General features: G+C 65.6%; 17 protein-coding genes. 7 read left to right on the forward strand and 10 right to left on the reverse strand.

All coding sequences use genetic code 11. The features are described from left to right. Positions 1 to 86 precede the first annotated feature (86 nt). The gene (locus ACP7DW_RS16230; RefSeq protein ID WP_426055231.1) at positions 87 to 1,979 is read right to left on the reverse strand and encodes a putative bifunctional diguanylate cyclase/phosphodiesterase; all 1,893 of its coding nucleotides are present in this window, start codon (positions 1,977 to 1,979) and stop codon (positions 87 to 89) included. A 590-nt stretch (positions 1,980 to 2,569) separates the two neighbouring features. Here ACP7DW_RS16230 and rnk point away from each other — a divergent pair. Then, on the forward strand, positions 2,570 to 2,977 hold the full coding sequence (gene rnk, locus ACP7DW_RS16235) for a nucleoside diphosphate kinase regulator (protein WP_167389686.1): 408 nt from the start codon (positions 2,570 to 2,572) through the stop codon (positions 2,975 to 2,977). A gap of 56 nt (positions 2,978 to 3,033) precedes the next feature. Here rnk and ACP7DW_RS16240 read toward each other — a convergent pair whose 3' ends face one another. From ACP7DW_RS16240 to ACP7DW_RS16250, 3 genes are all read right to left on the reverse strand, one after another. Then, positions 3,034 to 4,062, reverse strand: a complete 1,029-nt coding sequence (locus ACP7DW_RS16240; protein ID WP_426055230.1) for a transporter — start codon at positions 4,060 to 4,062, stop codon at positions 3,034 to 3,036. 116 nt (positions 4,063 to 4,178) lie between these two features. Beyond that, entirely contained in the window at positions 4,179 to 4,877 is a 699-nt protein-coding gene (locus tag ACP7DW_RS16245; protein ID WP_426055229.1) for a YXWGXW repeat-containing protein, read from the reverse strand. 187 nt (positions 4,878 to 5,064) lie between these two features. Then, positions 5,065 to 5,301, reverse strand: a complete 237-nt coding sequence (locus ACP7DW_RS16250) for a hypothetical protein (protein ID WP_426055228.1) — start codon at positions 5,299 to 5,301, stop codon at positions 5,065 to 5,067. A gap of 321 nt (positions 5,302 to 5,622) precedes the next feature. Between ACP7DW_RS16250 and ACP7DW_RS16255 the strand changes: the two genes are divergently transcribed. From ACP7DW_RS16255 to ACP7DW_RS16275, 5 genes are all read left to right on the forward strand, one after another. Further along, the gene (locus tag ACP7DW_RS16255) at positions 5,623 to 7,938 is read left to right on the forward strand and encodes a hypothetical protein (protein WP_426055227.1); all 2,316 of its coding nucleotides are present in this window, start codon (positions 5,623 to 5,625) and stop codon (positions 7,936 to 7,938) included. Between the two features lie 19 nt (positions 7,939 to 7,957). Beyond that, positions 7,958 to 10,282 (forward strand): SUMF1/EgtB/PvdO family nonheme iron enzyme, encoded by a 2,325-nt coding sequence (locus ACP7DW_RS16260; protein ID WP_426055226.1) that lies wholly within the window; start codon positions 7,958 to 7,960, stop codon positions 10,280 to 10,282. A 35-nt stretch (positions 10,283 to 10,317) separates the two neighbouring features. Then, a complete protein-coding gene (locus ACP7DW_RS16265; RefSeq protein WP_426055225.1) occupies positions 10,318 to 11,064 on the forward strand; it encodes an SIMPL domain-containing protein in 747 nt (248 codons plus the stop codon). A 78-nt stretch (positions 11,065 to 11,142) separates the two neighbouring features. Continuing rightward, positions 11,143 to 11,541, forward strand: a complete 399-nt coding sequence (locus tag ACP7DW_RS16270; protein ID WP_099763291.1) for an OsmC family protein — start codon at positions 11,143 to 11,145, stop codon at positions 11,539 to 11,541. After that, complete coding sequence (locus ACP7DW_RS16275) at positions 11,538 to 12,425, forward strand: pirin family protein (protein WP_426055224.1); 888 nt, start codon at positions 11,538 to 11,540, stop codon at positions 12,423 to 12,425. The genes ACP7DW_RS16270 and ACP7DW_RS16275 overlap by 4 nt, the downstream gene beginning before the upstream one ends. 7 nt (positions 12,426 to 12,432) lie before the next feature. Here ACP7DW_RS16275 and ACP7DW_RS16280 read toward each other — a convergent pair whose 3' ends face one another. From ACP7DW_RS16280 to ACP7DW_RS16300, 5 genes are all read right to left on the reverse strand, one after another. Continuing rightward, on the reverse strand, positions 12,433 to 14,907 hold the full coding sequence (locus ACP7DW_RS16280) for a TonB-dependent siderophore receptor (RefSeq protein WP_426055223.1): 2,475 nt from the start codon (positions 14,905 to 14,907) through the stop codon (positions 12,433 to 12,435). A gap of 113 nt (positions 14,908 to 15,020) precedes the next feature. Next, positions 15,021 to 15,989 carry a FecR domain-containing protein gene (locus tag ACP7DW_RS16285; RefSeq protein WP_426055222.1) on the reverse strand — a complete coding sequence of 323 codons (969 nt, stop codon included), beginning with the start codon at positions 15,987 to 15,989 and terminating at the stop codon, positions 15,021 to 15,023. Next, positions 15,989 to 16,507, reverse strand: coding sequence for a sigma-70 family RNA polymerase sigma factor (locus tag ACP7DW_RS16290; RefSeq protein ID WP_426055221.1), 519 nt, complete (start codon positions 16,505 to 16,507; stop codon positions 15,989 to 15,991). Before ACP7DW_RS16290 ends, ACP7DW_RS16285 begins: the two co-directional genes overlap by 1 nt. A gap of 105 nt (positions 16,508 to 16,612) precedes the next feature. Beyond that, positions 16,613 to 17,215, reverse strand: coding sequence for a metal-dependent hydrolase (locus ACP7DW_RS16295; RefSeq protein WP_426055220.1), 603 nt, complete (start codon positions 17,213 to 17,215; stop codon positions 16,613 to 16,615). Positions 17,216 to 17,606: 391 nt separating this feature from the next. Then, the gene (locus ACP7DW_RS16300) at positions 17,607 to 19,199 is read right to left on the reverse strand and encodes an FHA domain-containing protein (protein WP_426055219.1); all 1,593 of its coding nucleotides are present in this window, start codon (positions 19,197 to 19,199) and stop codon (positions 17,607 to 17,609) included. 333 nt (positions 19,200 to 19,532) lie between these two features. Between ACP7DW_RS16300 and ACP7DW_RS16305 the strand changes: the two genes are divergently transcribed. After that, positions 19,533 to 19,952 (forward strand): DUF2177 family protein, encoded by a 420-nt coding sequence (locus tag ACP7DW_RS16305; protein ID WP_426055218.1) that lies wholly within the window; start codon positions 19,533 to 19,535, stop codon positions 19,950 to 19,952. On the opposite strand, the gene ACP7DW_RS16310 is transcribed toward ACP7DW_RS16305, so the two are convergent. Then, positions 19,933 to 20,883: a PP2C family protein-serine/threonine phosphatase gene (locus tag ACP7DW_RS16310; protein WP_426085158.1), complete on the reverse strand. Its 951-nt coding sequence runs from the start codon at positions 20,881 to 20,883 to the stop codon at positions 19,933 to 19,935. The two genes, ACP7DW_RS16305 and ACP7DW_RS16310, sit on opposite strands and share 20 nt — an antisense overlap. Positions 20,884 to 21,025 lie beyond the last annotated feature (142 nt).

The raw sequence follows: 21,025 nt of genomic DNA on the forward strand, positions 1-21,025 counted from the left end.
CCCGACCTACGCCGACCTAGCTGTTCATTGTGTAGGTCGGATTAGCGGCGGCACGCCGCGTAATCCGACACCATCGTTGGCGCAATTCAAGCCGGCATGACGGTGCGCGTACTCCAGTCGCGCCGTTCCAGCAGCAATGCCGTCAACTGCGCCGCCGTCATCGGGCGCGCAAAGAAAAAGCCCTGCACGTTGTCGCAGCCGGCTTTTCTCAAAAACTCCACCTGCTGCAGCGTTTCCACGCCTTCGGCCACCACTTTCAGATGCAGGCTGTGCGCCATGGCGATGATGGCCGTGACGATGGCTTCGCCTTCGCCGGGCAGGTCGTGCACGAAGCTGCGGTCGATCTTCAATTGGTCGATCGGCAGGCGCTTCAGGTACGACATCGAGGAATAGCCGGTGCCGAAATCGTCGATCGACAGGTGGATGCCCGTGTCCTGCAGGCGCCGCATCAGTTCCACGTTGGCGTGGACATTGTCCATCAGGACGCCTTCCGTGATTTCCAGCTCCAGCAAGCCATGCGGCAGCTGCGTCTCGTCCAGGATGGCGCGGATATCGTCCATCAATCCCGGGTCGCGCGCCTGGCAGGCCGACAGGTTGACGGCCACGTGTTCGAGCGAATCGAGCAGGCCGGCCTTGCACCAGCTGGCCGCCTGGCGGCAGGCGCTTTGCAGCACCCAGCGTCCCAGCTCGACGATGATGCCGCTTTCCTCGGCCACGGGGATGAATTCGCTGGGGCTCAGCTGGCCCATCTCGCGGCAGTTCCAGCGTATCAGCGCTTCCACGCCGACGATGCGCCCGCTGCGCAAGTCGATCTGCGGCTGGTAGTGCAGATACAGTTCCTCGTTTTGCAGGGCGCGGCGCAGGTTCGCTTCCATGCGCAGGCGGCGCTGGGCGCGCAATTCCATTTCGGCCTTGAACACGGCATAGCGGTTCTTGCCCTGGTGTTTGGCGTGGTACATGGCCGTGTCGGCATTGCGCGTCAGGGTGGCCACGTCCTGCGCATCGAACGGATACAGGCTCACGCCGATGCTGGCGCTGACATACAGCTGGTGGCCTTCCAGCGCGAACGGCGCGGCCAGCACGGCAAGGATCTTGCGCGCCACGCTGGCCATTTCCGAAGCGTCGTCGGCCGGTTCGACGATGACGACGAATTCGTCGCCGCCGATGCGGCAGATGATGTCGGTGGCGCGCAGGATCGCCACCAGGCGCTCGGCGACGAGTTTGAGCAGCTGGTCGCCGCAGTGGTGGCCCAGCGTATCGTTGACCACCTTGAAGTTGTCGAGGTCCAGCAGCAGCAGTCCCACGCTGCTGTCCTGGCGGTCGGCGCGCGCCAGCGCGTAGGCCAGGGCGCCGTTGAATTCATGGCGGTTCGGCAGTTGCGTGACAGGGTCGACGTGGGCCAGGTAGTGCAAATGGCTTTCCGCATGTTGGGCGGCGCTGCGCGTGCGGCGCACCATCAGGACCGTCAGGCCGAACGCACACAGGCAGACCAGCAGGGTGAAGGCGGCAAATTGCGCCAGGCTGCCGAACAGCGGCGCCAGGCTGGCGCGCAGATACAATGCGCCGCCGCCGGGCAGGTTTTGCAGCAGGGCGGCGCTGCCGTCGAGGTAATCGATCTGCAGGCCGCTGCGCGGCGCTGCGGGCACGGCATCGCTGGCGCTGCGCGCGTAGCGGGCGAATGGCGTGCCGTACGGACTGTAGAGCAGTGCTTGCCGGACATGCGGCGCGGCGGCGAGGGGAGCGAGCACCTGTTGCGCCGCAAGGCGATCATCGTGGCGCATGGCCTGGGCAGCGGCTGGCGCCAGCATGTCGGCCTGGATGCGCAGGTCGCGCTGGAGCGATGCCTGGAGGGAAAACAACTGGAAGAGGATCAGCAGCAGGCTGGCCGTGGCCAGCATGGCCGCTGCGGCCAGCAAGTTCAGTCTGGCTATCCGGTCACCGCGCAACTGCACCGAGGGCAGCATCAATGGCACCATCATGACGCTTTCTCCTGCCGGTCACGCTTGCCGCCGCCCCATGTGATCCCGCCTCGCCCTGCCATACTTGTCGTTCCAGTCTGATGAAAACCGAAGTGAGCCGGAACTCTCAACGTGTTGCTAAGTGTTGCTAAGGCCGACATCTTGTCATTTTGCGGCGTGAAAGTACAGCGTACGCGGCAATTTAGTGGGCATGCCGCAAGCCGGTAGCCGCATGCAAGGCGACAAGTCAGGCGGAAAAGGCGGTGCATGTCTTTCTAATAATAATGTAATCTGAATTTTAATCCTTTTTTTACCGGCGGGTTTTTTTCCCTAAAAACATGCTGCAGGTAAACAAAATGGCATGCAGAGTAACTTGAATGCCTGCAGCCGTCACGGCAGGGATTAACTTTTTGTCTGTATCGGCCAGTGCAAGTCATTGATTTTAATAAATTTTAATGAAGAATGCGAGAACGCTATGGCCTTGCTCCGCGAGTTCGTCCATAATCCGCTGATGATGGACGTTCTGATGCTGTTTATTTTGTCTGCCGCGGCCAAGTAAACTGCCGCCAGCAAAACCGGACGTCGCCCTAATGATCAATAGTGAGGATATCTTGGAAAAAAAACCAAAAATTATTTTGTCGTCACAAGACCTGGAACGACTGGAAGCGTTGTTGTATGCCTTGGGAAATAACTTGTCGCCGGACAAGGCCGCCTTGCTCGATGAGCTGGGCCGAGCCGAGGTGCTCGAGCCGCAAGAAATACCGCCCACCGTCGTGACGATGAATTCCACCGTGCGCTTCACGGTGGAAAACAAGGAGGAATTCTGCCTGACGCTCGTGTATCCGAAGGATGTGGATGGCCAGGCCGACCGCATTTCCGTGCTGGCGCCCGTCGGCAGCGCGCTGCTGGGCCTGTCCGTCGGCGACAGCATCGCCTGGCCCATGCCCGGTGGCGTGGTGAAGGTGAAGATCGAGGAGATCGTGTATCAGCCTGAACGGGCCGGCGAATACCACCGTTAAGCGCTGATGGCGGACGGCGCCTGCCGTTCGCCTGCCAGGCCGTGCCGGGAGCGGATTTAACTGTTTCGCTGCACGCGCACCACCAGCCATCCCGCCACGACGGTAAACGTGACGATGATGGCAACGATGATCCAGAAGCCCTGCGGGTGCTGGGCCAGCGGAATTCCCCCCACATTCATGCCCAGCATGCCGGCGATGATATTGATCGGCAAGGCCAGCACGGTGACGATGGTCAGCACGAACAGGCTGCGGCCGTTTTCCTCGTTGACCCTGGCGGCAATCTCTTCCTGCAGCAGCTTGATGCGTTCCTGCAAGGACGACATATCGCTGAGCACCACGGAAAATTCTTCCGTCGACTGGCGCAGTTCCAGGCTGTCCAGCTCCGAGACCCACGAAGGCGGGCGTTGCAGCAGGCGGAACAGGGCTGCCGGTTCCGGCGCCAGCAGGCGCTGCAGCCGCACCAGCACGCGCCGCATGGCGCCCAGGTCTTCGCGCTTGGGCACCAGGCGCCCGGCCAGCAAGTGGTCTTCGATATCGTCGACCCGCGCCACGGCGTCGCGCACGATGTTGACCAGCACGTCGGCCTGGTCGCGCAGCAGATGGATCAGCAGTTCCACCGACGAGCGGATCGGCTCGTGGTTCTTGATGACGGCCTGGCGCAAGCGCTCGATCGACTGCAGCGGCGCGCGGCGCGCCGTGATGACGAGGTCTTGCGCCACGCTGGCCCACATGGTGGAAATGTCGGACGCTTCGAACGAAAAATTGTGCACCACATCGTTGACCACGGCGATCAGGGTGTTTTCCGCCTGTTCGATGCGCGTCGAGCGCGAACCCTGGTGCAGCGTCTCATAGAATTCGTCGGCCAGCTGCGTATGCGCCATCAGCCATTTTTCGCTGGCCGCGTGCGATAAATTGAAATGCAGCCAGACGAATTGCTGCGCCGGCCTGGCCGCGCCATCGGCCAGCCAGGCCAGTGCGGCCGTCGAGTCGAGCGCCAGCGGCTGGGCTTCGCGGCCAAACAGGAAGCCCCAGACCAGGCCCGAGGTATCCGAGCCGTAAGTAAAACCGGCAGTTTCCATCGCCATCGTGAATCTTTCTCGCGCAGTGTGATTGATCGTCGCGCGATGTTAATACACGGATATGTCCGGAAAATGACAAGGCCACCGCGATGGGTGGCCTTGTCGGTAACTACAACTGCTTGTCAGCTGCGGTTCGGGTTGTCCGGACGCCGGTCGTCGCGGTTGGGGACGCCATCGCCGTCGCGGTCGCGGCGGTTGCCATTGTCGTGGTCATAACGATTCGGGATGCCGTCGCGGTCGCGGTCGCCGTTCGGTCCGCGTGGCGACCAGCGGCCCTGTTCCATCTGCCAGCGTCCATCGCGCTGGTTCCAGGCGGGCGCCGCATACACGTAGCCGGGGCGTTCGGCGATCCATACGCCGGGCGTCCAGGCGTAGCGCTGGCTGCGCCATTCCCAGTGGCCGGGCGCCCAGGTGTAGCCGTGGCGGGCGCGCGGGATGGCTTCGCGGCGCGGCGGCGGCGGGGCGATGCGGATGTCGTCATAGCGCACGGGCTGCACTTGCGCGGCGACCCAGCCGCCACGATCCAGGCGCCAGCGGTTGTTCTCTTGTATCCAGGCGGCGCGGCGGTACTGGTTGCCGCCGCGTTCGCGCAGCCATTCGCCGCCGGTCCAGACATGGCGCTGGCCGTCCCAGTTCCAGTAGCCCGGTGCCCAGACATAGCCGGCGCGCGGCGCGGGGGCGCGTTCAAAGCGTGGTGGAGGCGGGGCGTTGCCGACGACAATGCTCACGGCAAGCGGATTCTGTGCCATCGCCTGCGCCGGCAAAAAGGCTGCGGTGCTGATGGCAAGCATGGTTGCTGCGTAGAGTGCGATGGGTTTCATGGTGTGCTCCATTTCGGTGATTGCGTGAAATGGACTATAGGCGCTTGCTGGCGTTTTTTCGCCTTTGATTCAACTTATTACAATTGACACAATGCTGTGTGTCCGTGTATCCGTGGTCGATACAAATGGCGGCCTGGCGCGTGGCTATTTGCGCTGCGCCAGGCGGCGTACGGTCAGCATGGATGGATCACAGGGTGCTGGCGGTGGCGTTGCCCAGCAAGGCTTGTCGTTCCTCGATCAGCGAGATTTTCTTTTCCTGTTCCGTCAGGCGCTTGGCGCTGACCACCACGACGGGGATGGTGCTCGCTTGTGCCACAGCGGCGGTCCTGGCTGCCGATGGCTGCATGAAGCTGACATAGCTGGCGCCGCAAGCGATGGCGACGGCGACGGTGAAGATGGCTTCCATGTTTTTCAACGTTTTCATGATGGTTCCTTTCGGGTGGCGGGTGGGTATGCATGCACTGTAGCCAAGCGCGCCCCAGCGCGCCATGCGGATGCGACCAGCCGTGGTTTTGGCGGGATGGCCTGCAAAAAAACGGCGTTGAAATGCCGCCGCACGGGGCTGGCGGGCGACCGCTTGAATTGAGGCCTAAATTGCCCTGTATCCGGGCATATGAATGTAATTGCCGCGTGGCATTATTTGACGCTGCACACTGCCGCGCGCGGCAAGTGCAAGGCCAGCTGTCCTGCTAGAATCGGCATGGCGGCCCCGTCGCGTGGATAAAAATATCATCAGGAGTCACATATGTTCCAATTGTTTGGTTTTGGCGGCGCCCGCTGCCCGCGTTGCGAGCACAAGAACGGCGCTGCCGCCGGCTATTGCGCGCAATGCGGCTTGTCGCTGGGCGCGCCCGACAGCGACGCGGTGCTGCATGCCAACCAATGGCATCTTGCTGATGGGCAACTGGCCCTGTTCTTCGGCGTGCGCGAGTTGTCCTCGCTGTTCGGCAGCGCCGCGCGCCGCCTACAGGTGCCGGCCGAGTCACGCGCCTGGATCGTGCAATCGGACGCTTTCACCTTGATACCGGCCGGCGACTACGACAGCGCCGCCTTTTTCGCGCGCCTGCCCGCGCTGCTGCCGGCGCGCCCCGCCGAAGTGCTGATCGCGCGCGCCGACGCCGTCAGCCTGGAATTCGACCTTCCCGGCCTGGCCAGCACGGAACTGCTCAACGTCGCCGCGTCCTTGCGTATCGATATCGCGCTGGGTCAGCCTGATGCGTTCGCGCGCCAGTTCATGCGTGCGCCGGGCGCCGTCACGCGCGCCCACCTGCACGCCTTGCTGCTGCCGTCCGTGCGCCAGATCGCGCTGGAATTCATCGGCAGCCGCGCGCTGCGCGAGATGGACGCGAATGCCGACCTGCGGCCCGAACTGAACGAACGCCTGCAATCGGCGCTGACGCAGCGCCTGGCGCCATCCGGCCTGGCCGTGGCGCGCGTGGAGACGCTGGCGTTACGCCATGACAAGCGCGAAGGCAACGCCGACGCCGCCATCGGCACCCTGTGGCTGGGCGGCTTGCCGGCGCAGGAACTGGAGCAGCATAGGCTGGAGCGCATGAAGCAGCTCGACCAGCTGTATGACGAGGAAGAGTGGCAGCGCATCCGCCGCGAAGAACTGGCGGCGCGCCACGCGCACCGGCGCGCCGAACTGACGCAGGACGCGACGCTGGAAAAGGCGGAACTGAACCACCAGGAAGCGGAGCGCCTGCAGGCGCTGCGCGGACGCCAGATCGACCTGTATGGCCGCATCCTGGAAGCGAAATCGCGGCGCCAGGCGCTCGACCACGGCGCCGCGCTGGCGCTGGGTGAGCTGGAACAGGAACTGGCGCAGAAGGGCGCACAGCGCGCCGATGAAACGGCCAACTGGGAGCACGTGCGCGCGCTGGCCGCCATCAAGATGCGCAGCGAGCTGGAATTGTCGCAGCTGCATGGGCGCGAACAGATCCAGCTGGCGCAACAGCGCTTTACGCATCAGGTGCACTTGCAGTCGATCGCGCAGCAAGTGGAAAGCGCGCTGCTGATCGACGACGAGACGGGCCGCCGCACCCAGCTGGCGCGCCTGCGCCAGGCCGAGACGGATGCGGCCCAGCGCGAGGCGCAGCTGGAGGCGGAGCAGCACCAGGCCGCCTGGCAGGGCCTGATGCTGGCGAATGCGGCGCGCAAGCGCGAAGCGGAGCGGGTGCAGGAGTGGGAAGACCAGATGCAGCTGGCGCGCCAGCGCGAATTGCTGCGCGCCGAGGCACACAAGGATGAAGCGGCGCAGGTGCAGGCGGCGGACATCGCGGAAAAAGTCGCGGCGCTGCGGCGCGGCGGCGCGCGCGAAGACGCCATCGCGCAGCAGGAAAAACTGCTGCGCACCATCGAGGCCGACGGCGTGCACGCGCGCCAGCTGCAGCAGCAAACGCAGCTGGCGCAGCTCGACGCGCTGGCCATCGAGGAGCAGCGCCAGCAGCTGCGCCAGCTGGAACAGGAGGCGCAATGGCAGCGCGATTTGCTGGCCATGGCGCAGCAGCGCGAAAGCGATTACGCGCGCTGGAAGGGCGAATACGAAGCCCTGCTGGCGCAGCAGGCGCATGCGGCCGAACTGGCGCGCATCGACATCGACCGCATCGAGAAAATCGGCAGCTTGAGCGACACGGGCAAGCTGGCCATGGCCGCCGGGCAGAATGCAAGCGCGCTGGCGCAAGTGCTGAAAACGCAGCTGCAGGCGGGCATGAGCGCCGAGCAGATTCACGCGCTGGCGGCGCTGGCGGCGGCCGAAAACAGTATCGCGCCGCTGGACGCGCTGCGCATGGCGCAGGACAGCGTGGCGCAGGAGCGCAGCTACCTGGAAGGCCAGGCGGAACGCGAACGGCGCCAGCAGCTCGACCTGATCAACCTGCAGAACGCGGCGCACGCGCATGGCCTGTCGGCGCAGGCGCAGCTGGGCGTGGCCGTGGCGCAGGCGCTGCAGCCAGGCGCTGTCTCTGCCGCGCCGGTCCGCTGCAAGAACGGCCATGCGCAGCGCGCGGGCCATCCCGAAGATAAATTCTGCGCCGCCTGTGGCGTCGCCGTGCAGCCTTGATGGAAGCGTTTCACCCCAGATGATGCAAAAAGCACGAGACAAACTGCGGGAACTGCGCGCCCTCCATGACGACGGGCTGCTCAGCGAGCAGGAATTTGAACGCCGCAAGAACGCCATCCTCGACGCCGAGTACGCGCCGCCCGGCGCCGCGCCGGTGGCCGTGCCGCTGCCGGTGCGCCAGGGCACGGAGCTGGGCTTCATGACGGGCCAGGAAATCGGCCCGCAAAACCGCCGCTACCGGCTCGAACGGCTGATCGGCACGGGCGGCATGGGGCAGGTGTGGCAAGCCACCGACCTGGCCACGCACGCGGAGCTGGGCAGCAGCGAAATGGTGGCGCTGAAGATCTTGCCGCCGCAGCTGACGCAAAGCGCCACGCACGCCAAGCTGCTGATCGAGGAAGCGACCCAGGCGCGCAAACTCGCGCATGAAAACATCGTGCGCGTCTACGAGTGGGCGCAGGATCCGGCCACGGCCAGCTATTTCATCATCATGGAATGCCTCGACGGCGAAGACCTCGAGCACTATCTGGCGCGCGAGGGCGCGCTGCCGCTCTCCAGGGTGCAGCAATTGCTGCAGCCGGTGGCCGAGGCCCTGTCGTATGCGTGGGAAAAGCACAAGCTGGTGCACCGCGACATCAAGCCGGGCAATGTCTTCCTGACGGCGAAGGGCGACATCAAATTGCTCGATTACGGCATCGCCACGCGCGTGCGCAATGCGGACAGCAGCCTGGCGCTGGACATGCCGAACGCGGGCACGCACGGTTACCGGGCGCCCGAGGCCGGCGCCAACCAGCGCCAGCCCAGCCCGCGCCTGGACGTGTACGCGGTGGCCGTGATGATTTACCAGATGCTCGAAGCGCGCATGCCGTTCGACGATGCGCGCAGCGCCAGCCATCTGCCCTCGCCACCGCAGGCGCTCAATGCGGCGCAGTGGCAAGTGCTGCAGAACGGTTTTTCGCTGACGGCGGAATTGCGGCCGCAATCGGTGCAAGCCTTGCTGGAAAGTCTGGAGCGCGCGGCCGGGCCCTCGCCCGAAGAACTGGCGGAACAGGCGCGCCAGCAGCAGGCGCGCACGGCGCAGCAACAACGGCAGGCGGCGCTGGCCGCCGAACAGGCGCGCGAAGAAGAGATCAAGCGGGCCCGGATACGCCAGGAAGAACTGGACCAGCGGCGCAAGGCGGAAATCCATGCCGCCGCGCTGGAAAAGCAGCGGCAGGACAAACTGCGCCGCGAGCAGGAGGCGCAGCGCCATTTCGAAGCGGAAGAGGCGCGCAAGCTGCGCAAGGAAGCGCTGCGCGGCCAGCTGCGCGCGCGCCGCGAAGCCGATGCCGCCACGGCTTTGCAGGAGCATCAGGAATTGCAGCGCAAGGCCATCGTCGCCAAGGCGGAGGCGGCCTATCGCGCCGAGCAGGAACGCGCGCGTCGCGCCGAGGCCAGCCGCGCCGCCGCCGCGTCGGTTCCTGCGCCGGCATCCGCGCCGGCGCCAGAAGCGGAAGCGGAACCCGGACATGGGCAAGCGGTGGCCAATGCCGAAGGCATCTTGCGTGACGATTTCCTCGATGGCGCGGGGCAGGGGCCGGAACTGGTGCTCATTCCCAGCGGCCGGTTCCAGATGGGCGCGCACGAGGCGGAGCACAAGGCCGCCATCCAGGCCGGCTCGCTGCAGGCATGGCTGGAACGCGAAACGCCGCAGCACTGGGTCGGCATCGAGCGCCCGTTCGCGCTGGCGCGCCACCCCGTCAGCGTGGGCGAATGGCGCGCCTTCGTCAAGGCGACCGGCTGGGCGGGCGGTTCCGAGACGGACTGGGACAATCCCGGCTTCGTGCAAACCGAGCAGCACCCGGTGGTCGGCGTGAGCTGGAATGACGCACAGCTGTACCTGGCCTGGCTCAGCGAGCGCACGGGGCGGCAGTATCGCCTGCCCAGCGAAGCGGAATGGGAATACGCCTGCCGCGCCGGCACGCGCACGGCCTTCAACGTGGGCGACACGATCAGCACCGAGCAAGCCAACTACGACGGCCTGTATGTCTACAACGGCGGCCCGCGCGGCGTGTACCGGGGCGGCACCACGCCGCTGGGCAGCTTCGCGCCGAATTCCTGGGGCCTGTTCGACATGCATGGCAATGTGTGGGAATGGGTGCAGGACGTGGTGCACGACAATTACGCAGGCGCGCCCACCGATGGCAGCGCGTGGGAAGAGGGCAGCGACAGCAGCCGGCGCATCCTGCGCGGCGGCTCCTGGCTGTACCACCCGCGCTATCTGCGCTCGGCCCTGCGCAACGCTTTTTCCACCGTGCTGTCGAACGACATCGTCGGTTTCAGGGTGGCGCGCACGCTCGATTAATCCATTGTCAAATATGTCATCTTGGCGGATACTTCATGCATCCTAACCGTGCCGGAGTGTCCGTGTTCAAACGCCGCCTGCTGTCCATCGTGTTCGCCTGCCTGCCCGTCTGCGCCCTGGCCAGCGACTTGCCCTCCTATCCCTTCATCCATGCGACGGGGACGGCGTACAGCTTTGTCACGCCGGACCTGGGCGAGATCGATTTCGACGTCAGCGTCTTCGACCCCTCGCCCGAAGCGGCCACGCTCCTCGTGCAGACGCGCATTACGGAAGTCAAGGCGCTGCTGGTCGAGCAGGGCTTGCCCGAGGCGGCTGCCGGCATCGAGGTGCGCGACGTGCGCAAGGAAATCCGCAAGGGCGCCGAGCAGGACCCGGCCAACCCGCAGTACCTGATCAAGGCCAGCGTGCATATCAACGTGATGGACCTGTCGAAATGGCCCGCCGTCATGCGTCCGCTGCTGGCCATGCCCAACCTCGATGCGTTTGCCGTCACCTTCGGCGCCGCCGAACGCATCCGCCTGGAAGAGGAATTGATGGGCGAAGCCGTCAAGGATGCACAGCGCAAGGCCGACGCCATGGCGCGCGGCTTCGGCAAGCGCGTGGGCGCCGTGGCCGGCATCTCCTCGGACCAGCTGAAAAACCTGGGTAATGCGGTGGGCCTGGTGCCGTCCGACCGTTACCAGCGCGCGAACAGCCGCCAGCGGCAAAATCCCGACGACATGCTGATGGTCACCGTCATGAAGATGGGGCAGACGGTGGACGCCGTGTTCCGTATCAAATAGCCTGGCGCCCGGGGAGCGGGCTGCGCAAAGCGGGCAAACGGTGTAAATTGTGGCTTTCCAAACGCACCAAGGAACGCCATGACCATCAAAGCCATCCGCGACCAGTCGCAACCCATGCGCCACATCGTGCACGTGCGCGATCACATCATTTCCGCCGACGCTTCGGTGGCTGAAGGCGGCGGCGATGCCGGTCCTTCGCCGCACGACCTGTATGACGCGGCCCTGTCGGCCTGCAAGGCGCTCACGGTGGTCTGGTACGCCAAACACAAGGGCATCCCCCTGGAACATGTGGAAGTGTCGACCGAGCGCGATGCCAGCGAAGAGCGCAAGGGCGTGTACCGCCTGGCCGCCACCCTGCACCTGACCGGTGATTTGAGCGACGCGCAGCGCCAGGAATTGCTGGCCGCGGCTGGCAAATGCCCGCTGCATAAATTGATGACAGCTGTGACCACCGAAGTGACGACGGTGCTGGCATGAGCGCGGCCATCCTGAAAAGCCACGAAAAGGACCTGGGCGGCGGCTTTGTCGTGCGGCGTTTGCTGCCGTCCGCCGTCAAACAGGCCGTCGGTCCCTTCATTTTCTTTGACCATTTCGGCCCCATCGACGTGGCGCCCGATGCCAACCACGACGTGCGCCCCCATCCGCATATCGGCCTGGCCACCGTCACCTATCTGTTCGAGGGCGCGATCGATCACCGCGACAGCATCGGCTCGTACCAGCGCATCGAGCCGGGCGCCATCAACTGGATGACGGCCGGGCGCGGCATCGTGCATTCCGAGCGCACGCCGCACGACCTGGCCGGCCAGCCGCACCGCACGCACGGCTTGCAGCTGTGGGCCGCGCTGCCCAAGGCGCATGAAGAAGACGAACCGAGTTTCACGCACACGCCGCAGGCCGACATTCCCGTCGTGGCGCTCGATGGCGCCGTGGTGAAAGTGTTGATTGGCGCGGCGTTTGGCCAGACCTCGCCCGTGCGCACCTACATGCAGACGCTGTACCTGGATGTGGCGCTGCAGGCGGGGCGCGAGTTGCGCCTGGAGGGCTTGCCGCCGGAAGCGGCGGTGTATCCGATCAGCGGGGAGGTGCTGCTCGATGGCGTGGCGCTGGTGCCGCATACCATGGCCTTGATCGAGGCGGGCGCCGTGCCCGTGGTGACGGCAGGCAGCGGCCCGGTGCAGTTCGTGGTGATCGGCGGCGAGCCGCTGGACGGCCACCGCTTCCTGTTCTGGAATTTCGTCTCGTCGAGCAAGGAGCGTTTGTCGCAGGCGGCCGACGACTGGAGCGCCCAGCGCATGGGGCAAGTGCCGGGCGAGACGGAATTCATCCCGTTGCCGAAGGCGCCCCTGCGCCCGGCGACCTGAGTCCCTCTTAGAAGCGCGCGCGCAGGGTCAATGCGGCCTTGCGCGGCTCGCCATAGAAATTGCCCCAGGCCGGCGCGCCCACCGTCTGGTAGTAGCGCTTGTCGAGCAGGTTCGTCACGGACAGCGCCGCCGTCCAGTTGCGGTCGATCTGGTACGCGGCGCGCGCGCTCCACAAGGCATACGCGCCTTGCGCCACGGTCACGTCGCGCGTCACGCGCGAGCTCTGCGTCTGGAAGTTCACGCCGCCGCCCACGCTCCACTTCCGCAAGGCGCCGGGCAGGCGGTAGTCGCTCCACGCGCGCAGCATGTGGCGCGGCGAGTAGGTGCTGGCAAACATCACGCCCGCATTCGAGGTCTGCTCCAGGTACTTGAAATTGTTCAGGGTATAGCCGGCGAACAGCTGCCAGCCCGGCGCCACTTCGCCGCTGATTTCCGCATCAAGGCCTTCACTGCGCACCTTGCCCGCCGAGAAATAGCACTCCGTGCCGCTGGAGCAGGTATTGACCAGGTCGAGCTCCGCGCGGTTGCGCTGCTCGATGCGGAACAGCGCCAGCGAGGTATTCACCTTGCCATCGAACAGTTCCCCTTTCACGCCCACTTCCAGGTTGCGCCCCTTGAGCGGGTCGAGCAGGGCGCCGTCGGCCGTGCGCTGGTTCTGCGGCTGGAAGATGTCGGAGACGCTGGCGTAGCCGGACCAGCGCTGGTCGAATGCGTAGATCACGCCGCCATACGGCGTGACGACGCCATTTTCGCGGTACGGGTCGATATACACCTCGCCCGTGTCGCGGTACACGCTGCTCCATTTGTAGTTTGACACGCGCGCGCCGGCCACCACGGTGAGCGGATCGCTGACGCTGAAGCGGGCCACGCCATACGCGCCCGTCTGCGTCATCTTCGTCACACTGGGATCGCCCCGGTAGCTGTTTTCACGGAACCAGGTGTCGCCCGGCTCGGCCACGCCGTGATTCGGTTGCAGCGGGTTGTTCGGCTTCTGCAGCAGGGCCAGGCTGAAATCGCTGTCGCTTTCCAGCCGGTTCGTGCTGACACCGGCGCTGAAACCGTGGCGGCGGCCGAAGGCGTTGAATTTGCCATCGAGCGACAGGTCGATGCCCTTGTTGGTGCTGCCGTAGTCGAATACGCCGCCATACATCATCATGCCGGCCAGGGTGGCGGGATCGAGTGCGCCCTGGCTGAACATGTATTTCACGTCATGCCGCTCGCGCGTGTAGTTGGCGCTGGCTTTCAACGACCAGTCGGCGTCGAAGCGGTGCTCGAATTCGGCGAAGACGGCCGTTTGCTTGCTGTTCCAGCGGTTCCAGTCTGCGCCCAGGTAGGTCGAGCGGGGCAGCTTCGGATCGCTGCCGTCGCGGTAGCGGGGCATGCCGGAGAAGAACGGCGTCGAGTGCAGTTTTTCGTGGCTGGCGCCCGTCGTCAGTTTGCTGCCCGGCGCCAGGTCGAATTCCAGCACGCCGTACAGCACGTCCGTGCGGCTGTCGGCCACGTCATAAAAATAATCGCGCTGCTCATGCGCGGCCACGGCGCGGCCGCGCATGCTGCCCGACTCGTTCAAGGGACCGGTGACGTCGACTTCGCCGCGCACGTCGTTCCAGCGGCCCGCGCCGAGCGCCAGCTGCACCTGCTTTTCCGCCAGCGGGCGTTTGCGCACCATGTTGATGGCCGCACCAGGAGAGCCCGTGCCCTGCAGCAGTCCCGTGGCGCCGCGCACGATTTCCACGCAATCGAGCATGGCCGTATTGCTGGTAAAGCTGTTCGCCTGCGGGTAGTACATGGCGCGGTTGACGCCATCGAACTGGTACGTGTCGACCATGAAGCCGCGCGCATACACATAACGCCCGCCCATGGGGCTGTCGTACATGGTGATGCCGGTGGTATTGGCCAGCACGGCGTCGATGGTGTTGAGGTTCTGGTCGTCCATCTTCTGGCGCGTGACGACGCTGACGGACTGGGGAATTTCGCGCAGGGTTTGCACGCCCTTGCCGACGGTGACGGCGCGCGCCGCGTACGAGTTGCTGTGTTCACTGACGGGGTCGCGCTCCATGCTGGCGCTGACCATCACAGGCGCCATGGTCTTTTCCACGCCGGCCGCCGAGGCGGACGCTGGCGCCGCCTGGCGCAGCACGTAGGCGCCGTTCGGCAGTTGCACGGCTTCCAGGCCGCTGCCGGCCAGCATCTGGGCAAAGCCCTGTGTCACGTTGACGCTGCCGCGCACGCCGGGCGAGCGCAGACCGCGCGTCTGCGCGGGATCGGTCGACAGGCTGACGCCGGCGGCCACGGCAAAATCGTTGAGGGCGGTGGCCAGCGGGCCGGCGCTGATGGCGTAGCTTTGTGACGCGGCGGCGGCCTGGCCTTGCGCCAGCGCGGGCGTGGCGAGGAAGGCGGTGGGGGTGGCGCACGCCATGGCGAGGACGGCCAGGCGGATGGCGCGCGCGGCGGGATGGAGGACGGGGGTGGTCAGCTGCATGCTCGGTCTTTCTGTTCAGGGTATGGTCAATGGAGGATGAATCGGCTACTTATCCATGAAGCCGAAGCAGCGCAGCGAAACACCAACCCCTGGCGCAAAAAAACTGAAAATAATCAGGTTGAACGGGCCGCCACCGTGGCCCAGTAGCGTGTGAAATACGTCACTTGCAGCCCATGCGAGGCGCACAGGCTTTCCAGCACGGCGTCGATATCGTCGAGGCGGTAGGTGCCCGTGACGGGGCGCCGCGCCACCTTGGCGTCGCAGACGAGACGCCCGCGCCGGTAGCGCGCCAGTTCCGCTACCAGCTGCTGCAGCGGCCAGTCGGCGGCCACCAGCATGCCGCGCAGCCAGCTGTCCTGGTGCGCGGGCATGGCCAGCACGGCTGCCAGGCCCGTGTCGGAGAAGTGCAGCTGCTGGCCCGCTTCCAGGCGCCGCACGGCGTCCGGGCGCGCCGCGCAGCGCACTTCCACCGCGTGTTCGAAGACGCTGACGGTGCTGCCATCGCCGTCGCAGCGCACGCCGAAGCGCGTGCCCAGCGCGCGGATCACGCCGTGCGGCGTATCGACCAGGAAGGGGCGGGCATCGGATGCCGTCGTGATGATGATTTCGCCATGGTGCAGGCGGATGCGGCGGCGCGCGGCGCTGTAGTCGATATCCACGGCGCTATCCGTATTGACCTCCATGCGCCCGCCATCGGCCAGGGCCACGTGGCGGCGCTGGCCCGGCGCCGTGCGCAAGGACGCCGTCAGGGCTTGCCATGGACCCGATTGCAAGCCCGCCTGGCCCAGCGCGATGCCGCCGCCGGCCGCCACCAGCACGGCGAGTATCTTGCCGGCGGCGCGCCGGCGCTGCTGTGCCGCCTGCAGGGCGGGAATCGCCAGCGCTGCCGGCAGCGTGGCCAGCTGACCGTCCATGCGCTGCAGCAGCCGCCAGGCCCGTTCATGCTCGGCGCTGGCGTCGCGCCATGCCTGCAGGGCGGCCGGGTCGGCGCTGCCGCACTGGAGCTCCACATGCCAGTGGGCGGCGGCGGCCAGCACCTTGCGGGGGATAGGCGACGAAACGGAGGCCGATGCGGTGAACATCAGGCGGCCGCCAGCAGCAGGCATTCCGTGTAGGCGCGCACCAGGTGCTTCTTGACGGTGGGCAGGGAGACGCCGAGGCGCCGGCTGATGTCCACATAGCTGAGCTCTTCGATTTGCGCCAGCAGGAAGATGGTCCGCGTGCGCGCCCCCAGGCGGTCGAGCAGGCGGTCGACGGCGAGCAGGGTTTCAATGATGATGGCATGCGTTTCCGCGCTGATCGATGCCGGCTCGGCCTGCTGCGCCAGCGCTTCCAGGTAGGCGTGCTCCAGCGCCTGGCGCCGGTAGCGGTCGATCAGCAGACCGCGCGCGATGGTCGCCAGGTAGCCGCGCGGCTCGCGCAGGGGCGCCAGCGGTGCCACCTCGCGCTTGCCCAGCAGGCGTAAAAACGTGTCCTGCGCCAGGTCGGCCGCCTCGGCCCGGTTGCCCAGCTTGCCGCGCAGCCAGCCATACAGCCAGCCGTGGTGCTCGCTGTACAGGTTGCTCAGGTCGATGGCATGGACGGGACTGACGGTGCTCACTGCGTTCTCCAGGCAAGGGATGAGCTGGGCTGACGGAACGCGGGGTGCCGGCTGGCTGGGCTGTTTGAGAATGATACGCATTATCACATCGCCATGCCGCCGGCGTCAATTGGCGTGGGCTCCCAGGCGCCAGCGCGCTTGCCACTGTTGCAGATCCGCCCAGGCCGACTGGAGTGCGCCAGCGGACCAGTGCAGCAGGCTGTCCAGCGCCAGCGCGGTGCGGCGCAGGTGGATGCCATCGAAAAACACGTGGTCGGCCACGACGGTGGCGGCCAGCCAGGCGGCGAGGATGACGATGATGTCGTGCCGGCCGCTTTTCCACCAGCGCAGCGAGTGGCGGCGGAAAATCCACGGCACGCCGAGCGGATTGGGCCAGTCGGCCAGCAGATGCATGATGCCGCCTGCGGCAAAGCCGAACAGGGGCGGCGCCCACAAGTGGTGCGGCAATTGCAGATACGTGTAGACGAGCAGGGCGATCCAGGCCAGGCCCCAGTGCGTCCAGGTGCGGTGCGTGATCCACAACCGGTGCGAGCGCGCCCACCAGGCCACTTCCAGCCAGTCCGGCGCCGTGCCGCCCAGTGCGCCCATCACAAAGGCGAGCATGCTCAGCACTTGGTAGGGACCACCGGCGCCAGCGTGCGCGACCAGGGCCGCGGCGATCACGCCGGCAGCCCAACCGGTCGCATGATGCGCTTTGTTGGAAGCCATAGAAAATGTAAAACGCCATGCGGGCGTTGTGTGAAATACAGGGGGATATTAACTGGATGAATATACAGTATGCAAGGGCGTGGAGGGGTGCTATTTGCAGAATAGTTGGTGAAAATTTGTTAAATTGTGTGTCGGCAGGACCCGGGTAGCGCACTCGGCAAGTCATGCCGGGCGCTCAAGTGTGTTGTGCGGCTGATAATGCAATTGGCGCAGGGTGCGCTATGCTGAAAGTGGTTCCACGTTTTGAAGAGGTCTCGCCATGAAAATCCCGCGCGAATTGCAGATTCCCGCCATCGTGTTTACGCTGGAAGCGGTGTTCATTCTGGGCTTGTCGATGATCTTCCTGGTACTCGTTCCCCGCTAGCGGGTAGCGAGGTGCCAGGAAGCGTTATCAGGCGGTTAGCACGCTATCGCACAGCGCCGCGCCTTCGGTGCGGATGATCCAGCATTCCGGATACGGTTCGCTGGCGAAGCGGTTGTGCCGCGCGAAGCCGCTGAGTTTATCCAGCGCAGTGGCGGGGGCCAGCGCGGTTTCCTTGCCGCTGGCGTTGTCGAGGTGCCAGAAACCGCCGTTGCGGTGGAACAGCACGGGCAGACAGCTGGCCTGCGGCGTGGCCAGGTGGCTGGCCGGCGTGGGCTGGGTGTCCGGCAGCAGCAGGTAAAAACACTCGGCGCGGGCGCCGTGGTCGATACGGTGCAGGATCACGCCGTGCGCCAGGATGGCCGTGACGCTGAGCACGACGATGCCTTTGATGCTGGCAGACAATTCGATGCGCATGCCCAGGCGCAAGGCGACCGGTTTGTGCTTGCCGGGCCACACGCCGTCGAGCAGCATGCCATAGCGCGATACGTCCTCGATTTCAAAGCCTTGGCCGCTGCGCCGGATGATGGCATGGCGGCCCGACAGGCGGCGCGTCAAGCCATTGTTATCCTGGCCGTCGGGACTGAAATGGCTGAGCAGCACATCGGCTTCCGGGTCCACCAGCTCGAAGCGGCCCAGCATGCATTCTTCCAGCGCGAACAGGCGGATCTGGCGCTGTTCGCCCGCTTCCGGCGCCGCATTGACGAGGCAGGCGGCCTGGCTCGGGTGCGGATGGCAGTGGCTGGCGGCGGGCAGGTCGACTTCGATCAACTCCTCATCCCAGGCGATGGTGGTAAAACCCATGTCGATCTTGCCTTGCGGCGCAGATAAATCCACGTGGGCAATGCCGGCATTGCGCGCCGTCACGTCGAGGTTGCAGCCGTCGCCGCCCGTCACGCGGGCGATCGAGGCGTCGTCCGCCATCACGCGCACATTCTTGTGCGTGCTGAGGAAGATCTGGTGGATTTCCGTCAAGGTAGCGTCGCGGCGCGGCACGAGGATGACGAAGGTGCATACCCATTTCTGCGCCACGGCGCCATCGACATGGCTGTGTACTTCCACTTCGATCTGGTATTGCCCGTGTTCCTTGTTGCGCGAGGAGAACTCGACAAACACGGGGCGCCAGTCGCCGCGCGTGGTGCGCACGAAATCATGCTGCACCCGGCCGCGGGGGATCAGGTCCGAGCACAGGCGCAAGGTCAGCTGCGGCGCGCAGGCGGCGCCCATGCCGCGCAATTCCATCTTCAGGGTTTGCCGTCCGCCTGCCGCGCGCGGATCGAAGCCGCTGATGTGCAGGTGGGCTTGCACCGGCTGGTAGGCGGGCGGCACCGTTGCCGGCGCAACGGGCGCTGGCGTGCATGACGGGGCGGCGGCCGGCGAGGAGCGGCTTGCCGTTTGAATGGCCGCATCGCGAATCACAGCGTCGCGAATATCAGCATCATGCGCAGGGGCGTGCGAAAGCGCCGTTGCCGATGGCTCGGAACGGGCGTTGCGCAGTGCGGTCAACAGGTCGTAGCTGCTGGGAGCAGTCGTCGCTTGCGGGTGGTTGCCCGCACAGACTGTATCCCCAGGCAAGACCCAGAACGTACAGTGCGGGTGCTCCGGGTTGCTGCATTTTTTCATGACATTCTGACTCGAATCGAGCGGGGACATTCTGCCCTCTGGTCTAGATGAGAGCTTACGCGCTTTTGCGCCTGCTTGGCAACTTCCGCGGCGCCCGAATGCGCACTTTTTGCCCAAATTCATGCCCCTGGTCACACCTGATCATACATGTCATGGAAACTATTGCTTAAAAACACATTTTATATCTTTCTGGATATGTTATTTTGATATGGTATGGCGTCGCTTCCCGTCAATGCGCGCGCGCCGGCCGGGCATTTTTACGTCCGCGATGCGGGCCTGGGGCGTTTTGCCTTATGCTGGCCGTTCCCCCAACGCTTGAATCGAGAGACCATCATGCCTGTCCAACGCCCGCTCCAGCTGGTCATTGCCTATGGCGCCACCTTGTGCGTCTTCCTGGCCATCGATGCCCTGTGGCTGGCGGTGCTGATGAAGCCTGTGTACGCCGCAGCGCTGGGGCCGCTTCTGGCGGAGTCCCCGCGCTGGGCGCCGGCCGTGTTGTTTTATCTGCTGTACGTGGCTGGGCTGCTGGTCTTTGCCATCTTGCCCGGACTGCGCGCGCGGCGCGGGCGCACGGCGGCGGCACTGGGGGCGCTGCTTGGACTGCTTGCCTATGGTACTTATGATTTGAGCAACTATGCCACCTTGCGCGACTGGCCGCTGGGCCTGACGGCGATCGACATGGCCTGGGGCGCCGTACTGTCGGCCGTGTCGGCGACGGCCGGTTATCTGGCCGCTAGCCGACTGGGGCGCTGAACGCCGCGTCGAAGCGCAGCGCCAGCATGGTAATGTTGTCGCTACACAAGCCTTTTGGCGGTCGTGCAAGGAAGTCGTCGAACAGGGCGCTGACGGCCTGGGCAGCACTCTTGCCGGCACACAAGGCGGGCCAGCGGGCCGTGAGCGCCAGCGGGTCGTCGCAGGCCCAGAAGCCGTCGCTGGCCAGCAGATAGTGGGCGCCGGGGCGCACGCGCAGCACGCGGCGGTCGCCCAGATGCGCCAGGAAGGGCGGCAAGGTGGATGCATCGAGGCCGCGCAGGGGCTTGTCGAGCTGCAAGCTGTCGCTGAGAGCGTTGCCTAGAATAAATGCCTGCGAGATTTGCGGGTGGTGTTCGCCATGCACGGCGGCGCGCCAGCGCGTCTCGTCGAGCGCGCCGCGCATGGCGTACGCGGTGGCCGGCACGTGGTCGACGGTGAGGATGCTGGCCACGCCATCGGCAAGCTCATACAGGCGTGAATCGCCCACGTGATACAGCAGTGGCGCTTCGCCGGGTGGCACTTCCAGCAAGGTCAGGGTGGTGCCCGGCGGTCGCGCCTGGGCGGGCGCGTTCCTGGCGAAATCGTCCTGCAAGCGCGTATGCAGAGCGTCGAGCCTGGCTGCCAGGCTGGCCGTGTCGAGGCAGGCGGGCATGGCCAGCAAGCCTTGCACGGCCGCTTCCGTCGCCTCGCGCCCCTGGCCGTGGCCGCCCATGCCGTCGAGCACGGCTGCGCGCACATGGCCGCGCGGCCAGCCTGGCACCTGGCAGTGGAATGGCGCCTGCCGCGACAGGCAGACGGCGTGGCCGCTGGCATCGATCAGCAGGAAGTTGTCCTGGTTCTCGCGCCGCAGCAGGGGGCCGGCGCCCATGCTGCTGCCGGCGGCGGCATCGAGCCAGGGGCCGAAGTCAAGCGCGTCTTTGATTAAATGCATCGGTGAACGGTCCAGGCGGTCGACAATATTGATCATGGGATACAGATTAGCCGAAATTATGCAGGGGCGATACCTTGCGTATCTAACAAAAAACCTGCGACAGCAGGCTGGCGCAGGTTGTAGAGCGGGCGCGTGCAGGGTG

It is taken from the genome of Janthinobacterium sp. PSRC1-1, assembly GCF_049897525.1.
GTDB classification, from domain to species: Bacteria; Pseudomonadota; Gammaproteobacteria; order Burkholderiales; family Burkholderiaceae_D; genus Janthinobacterium; species Janthinobacterium tructae.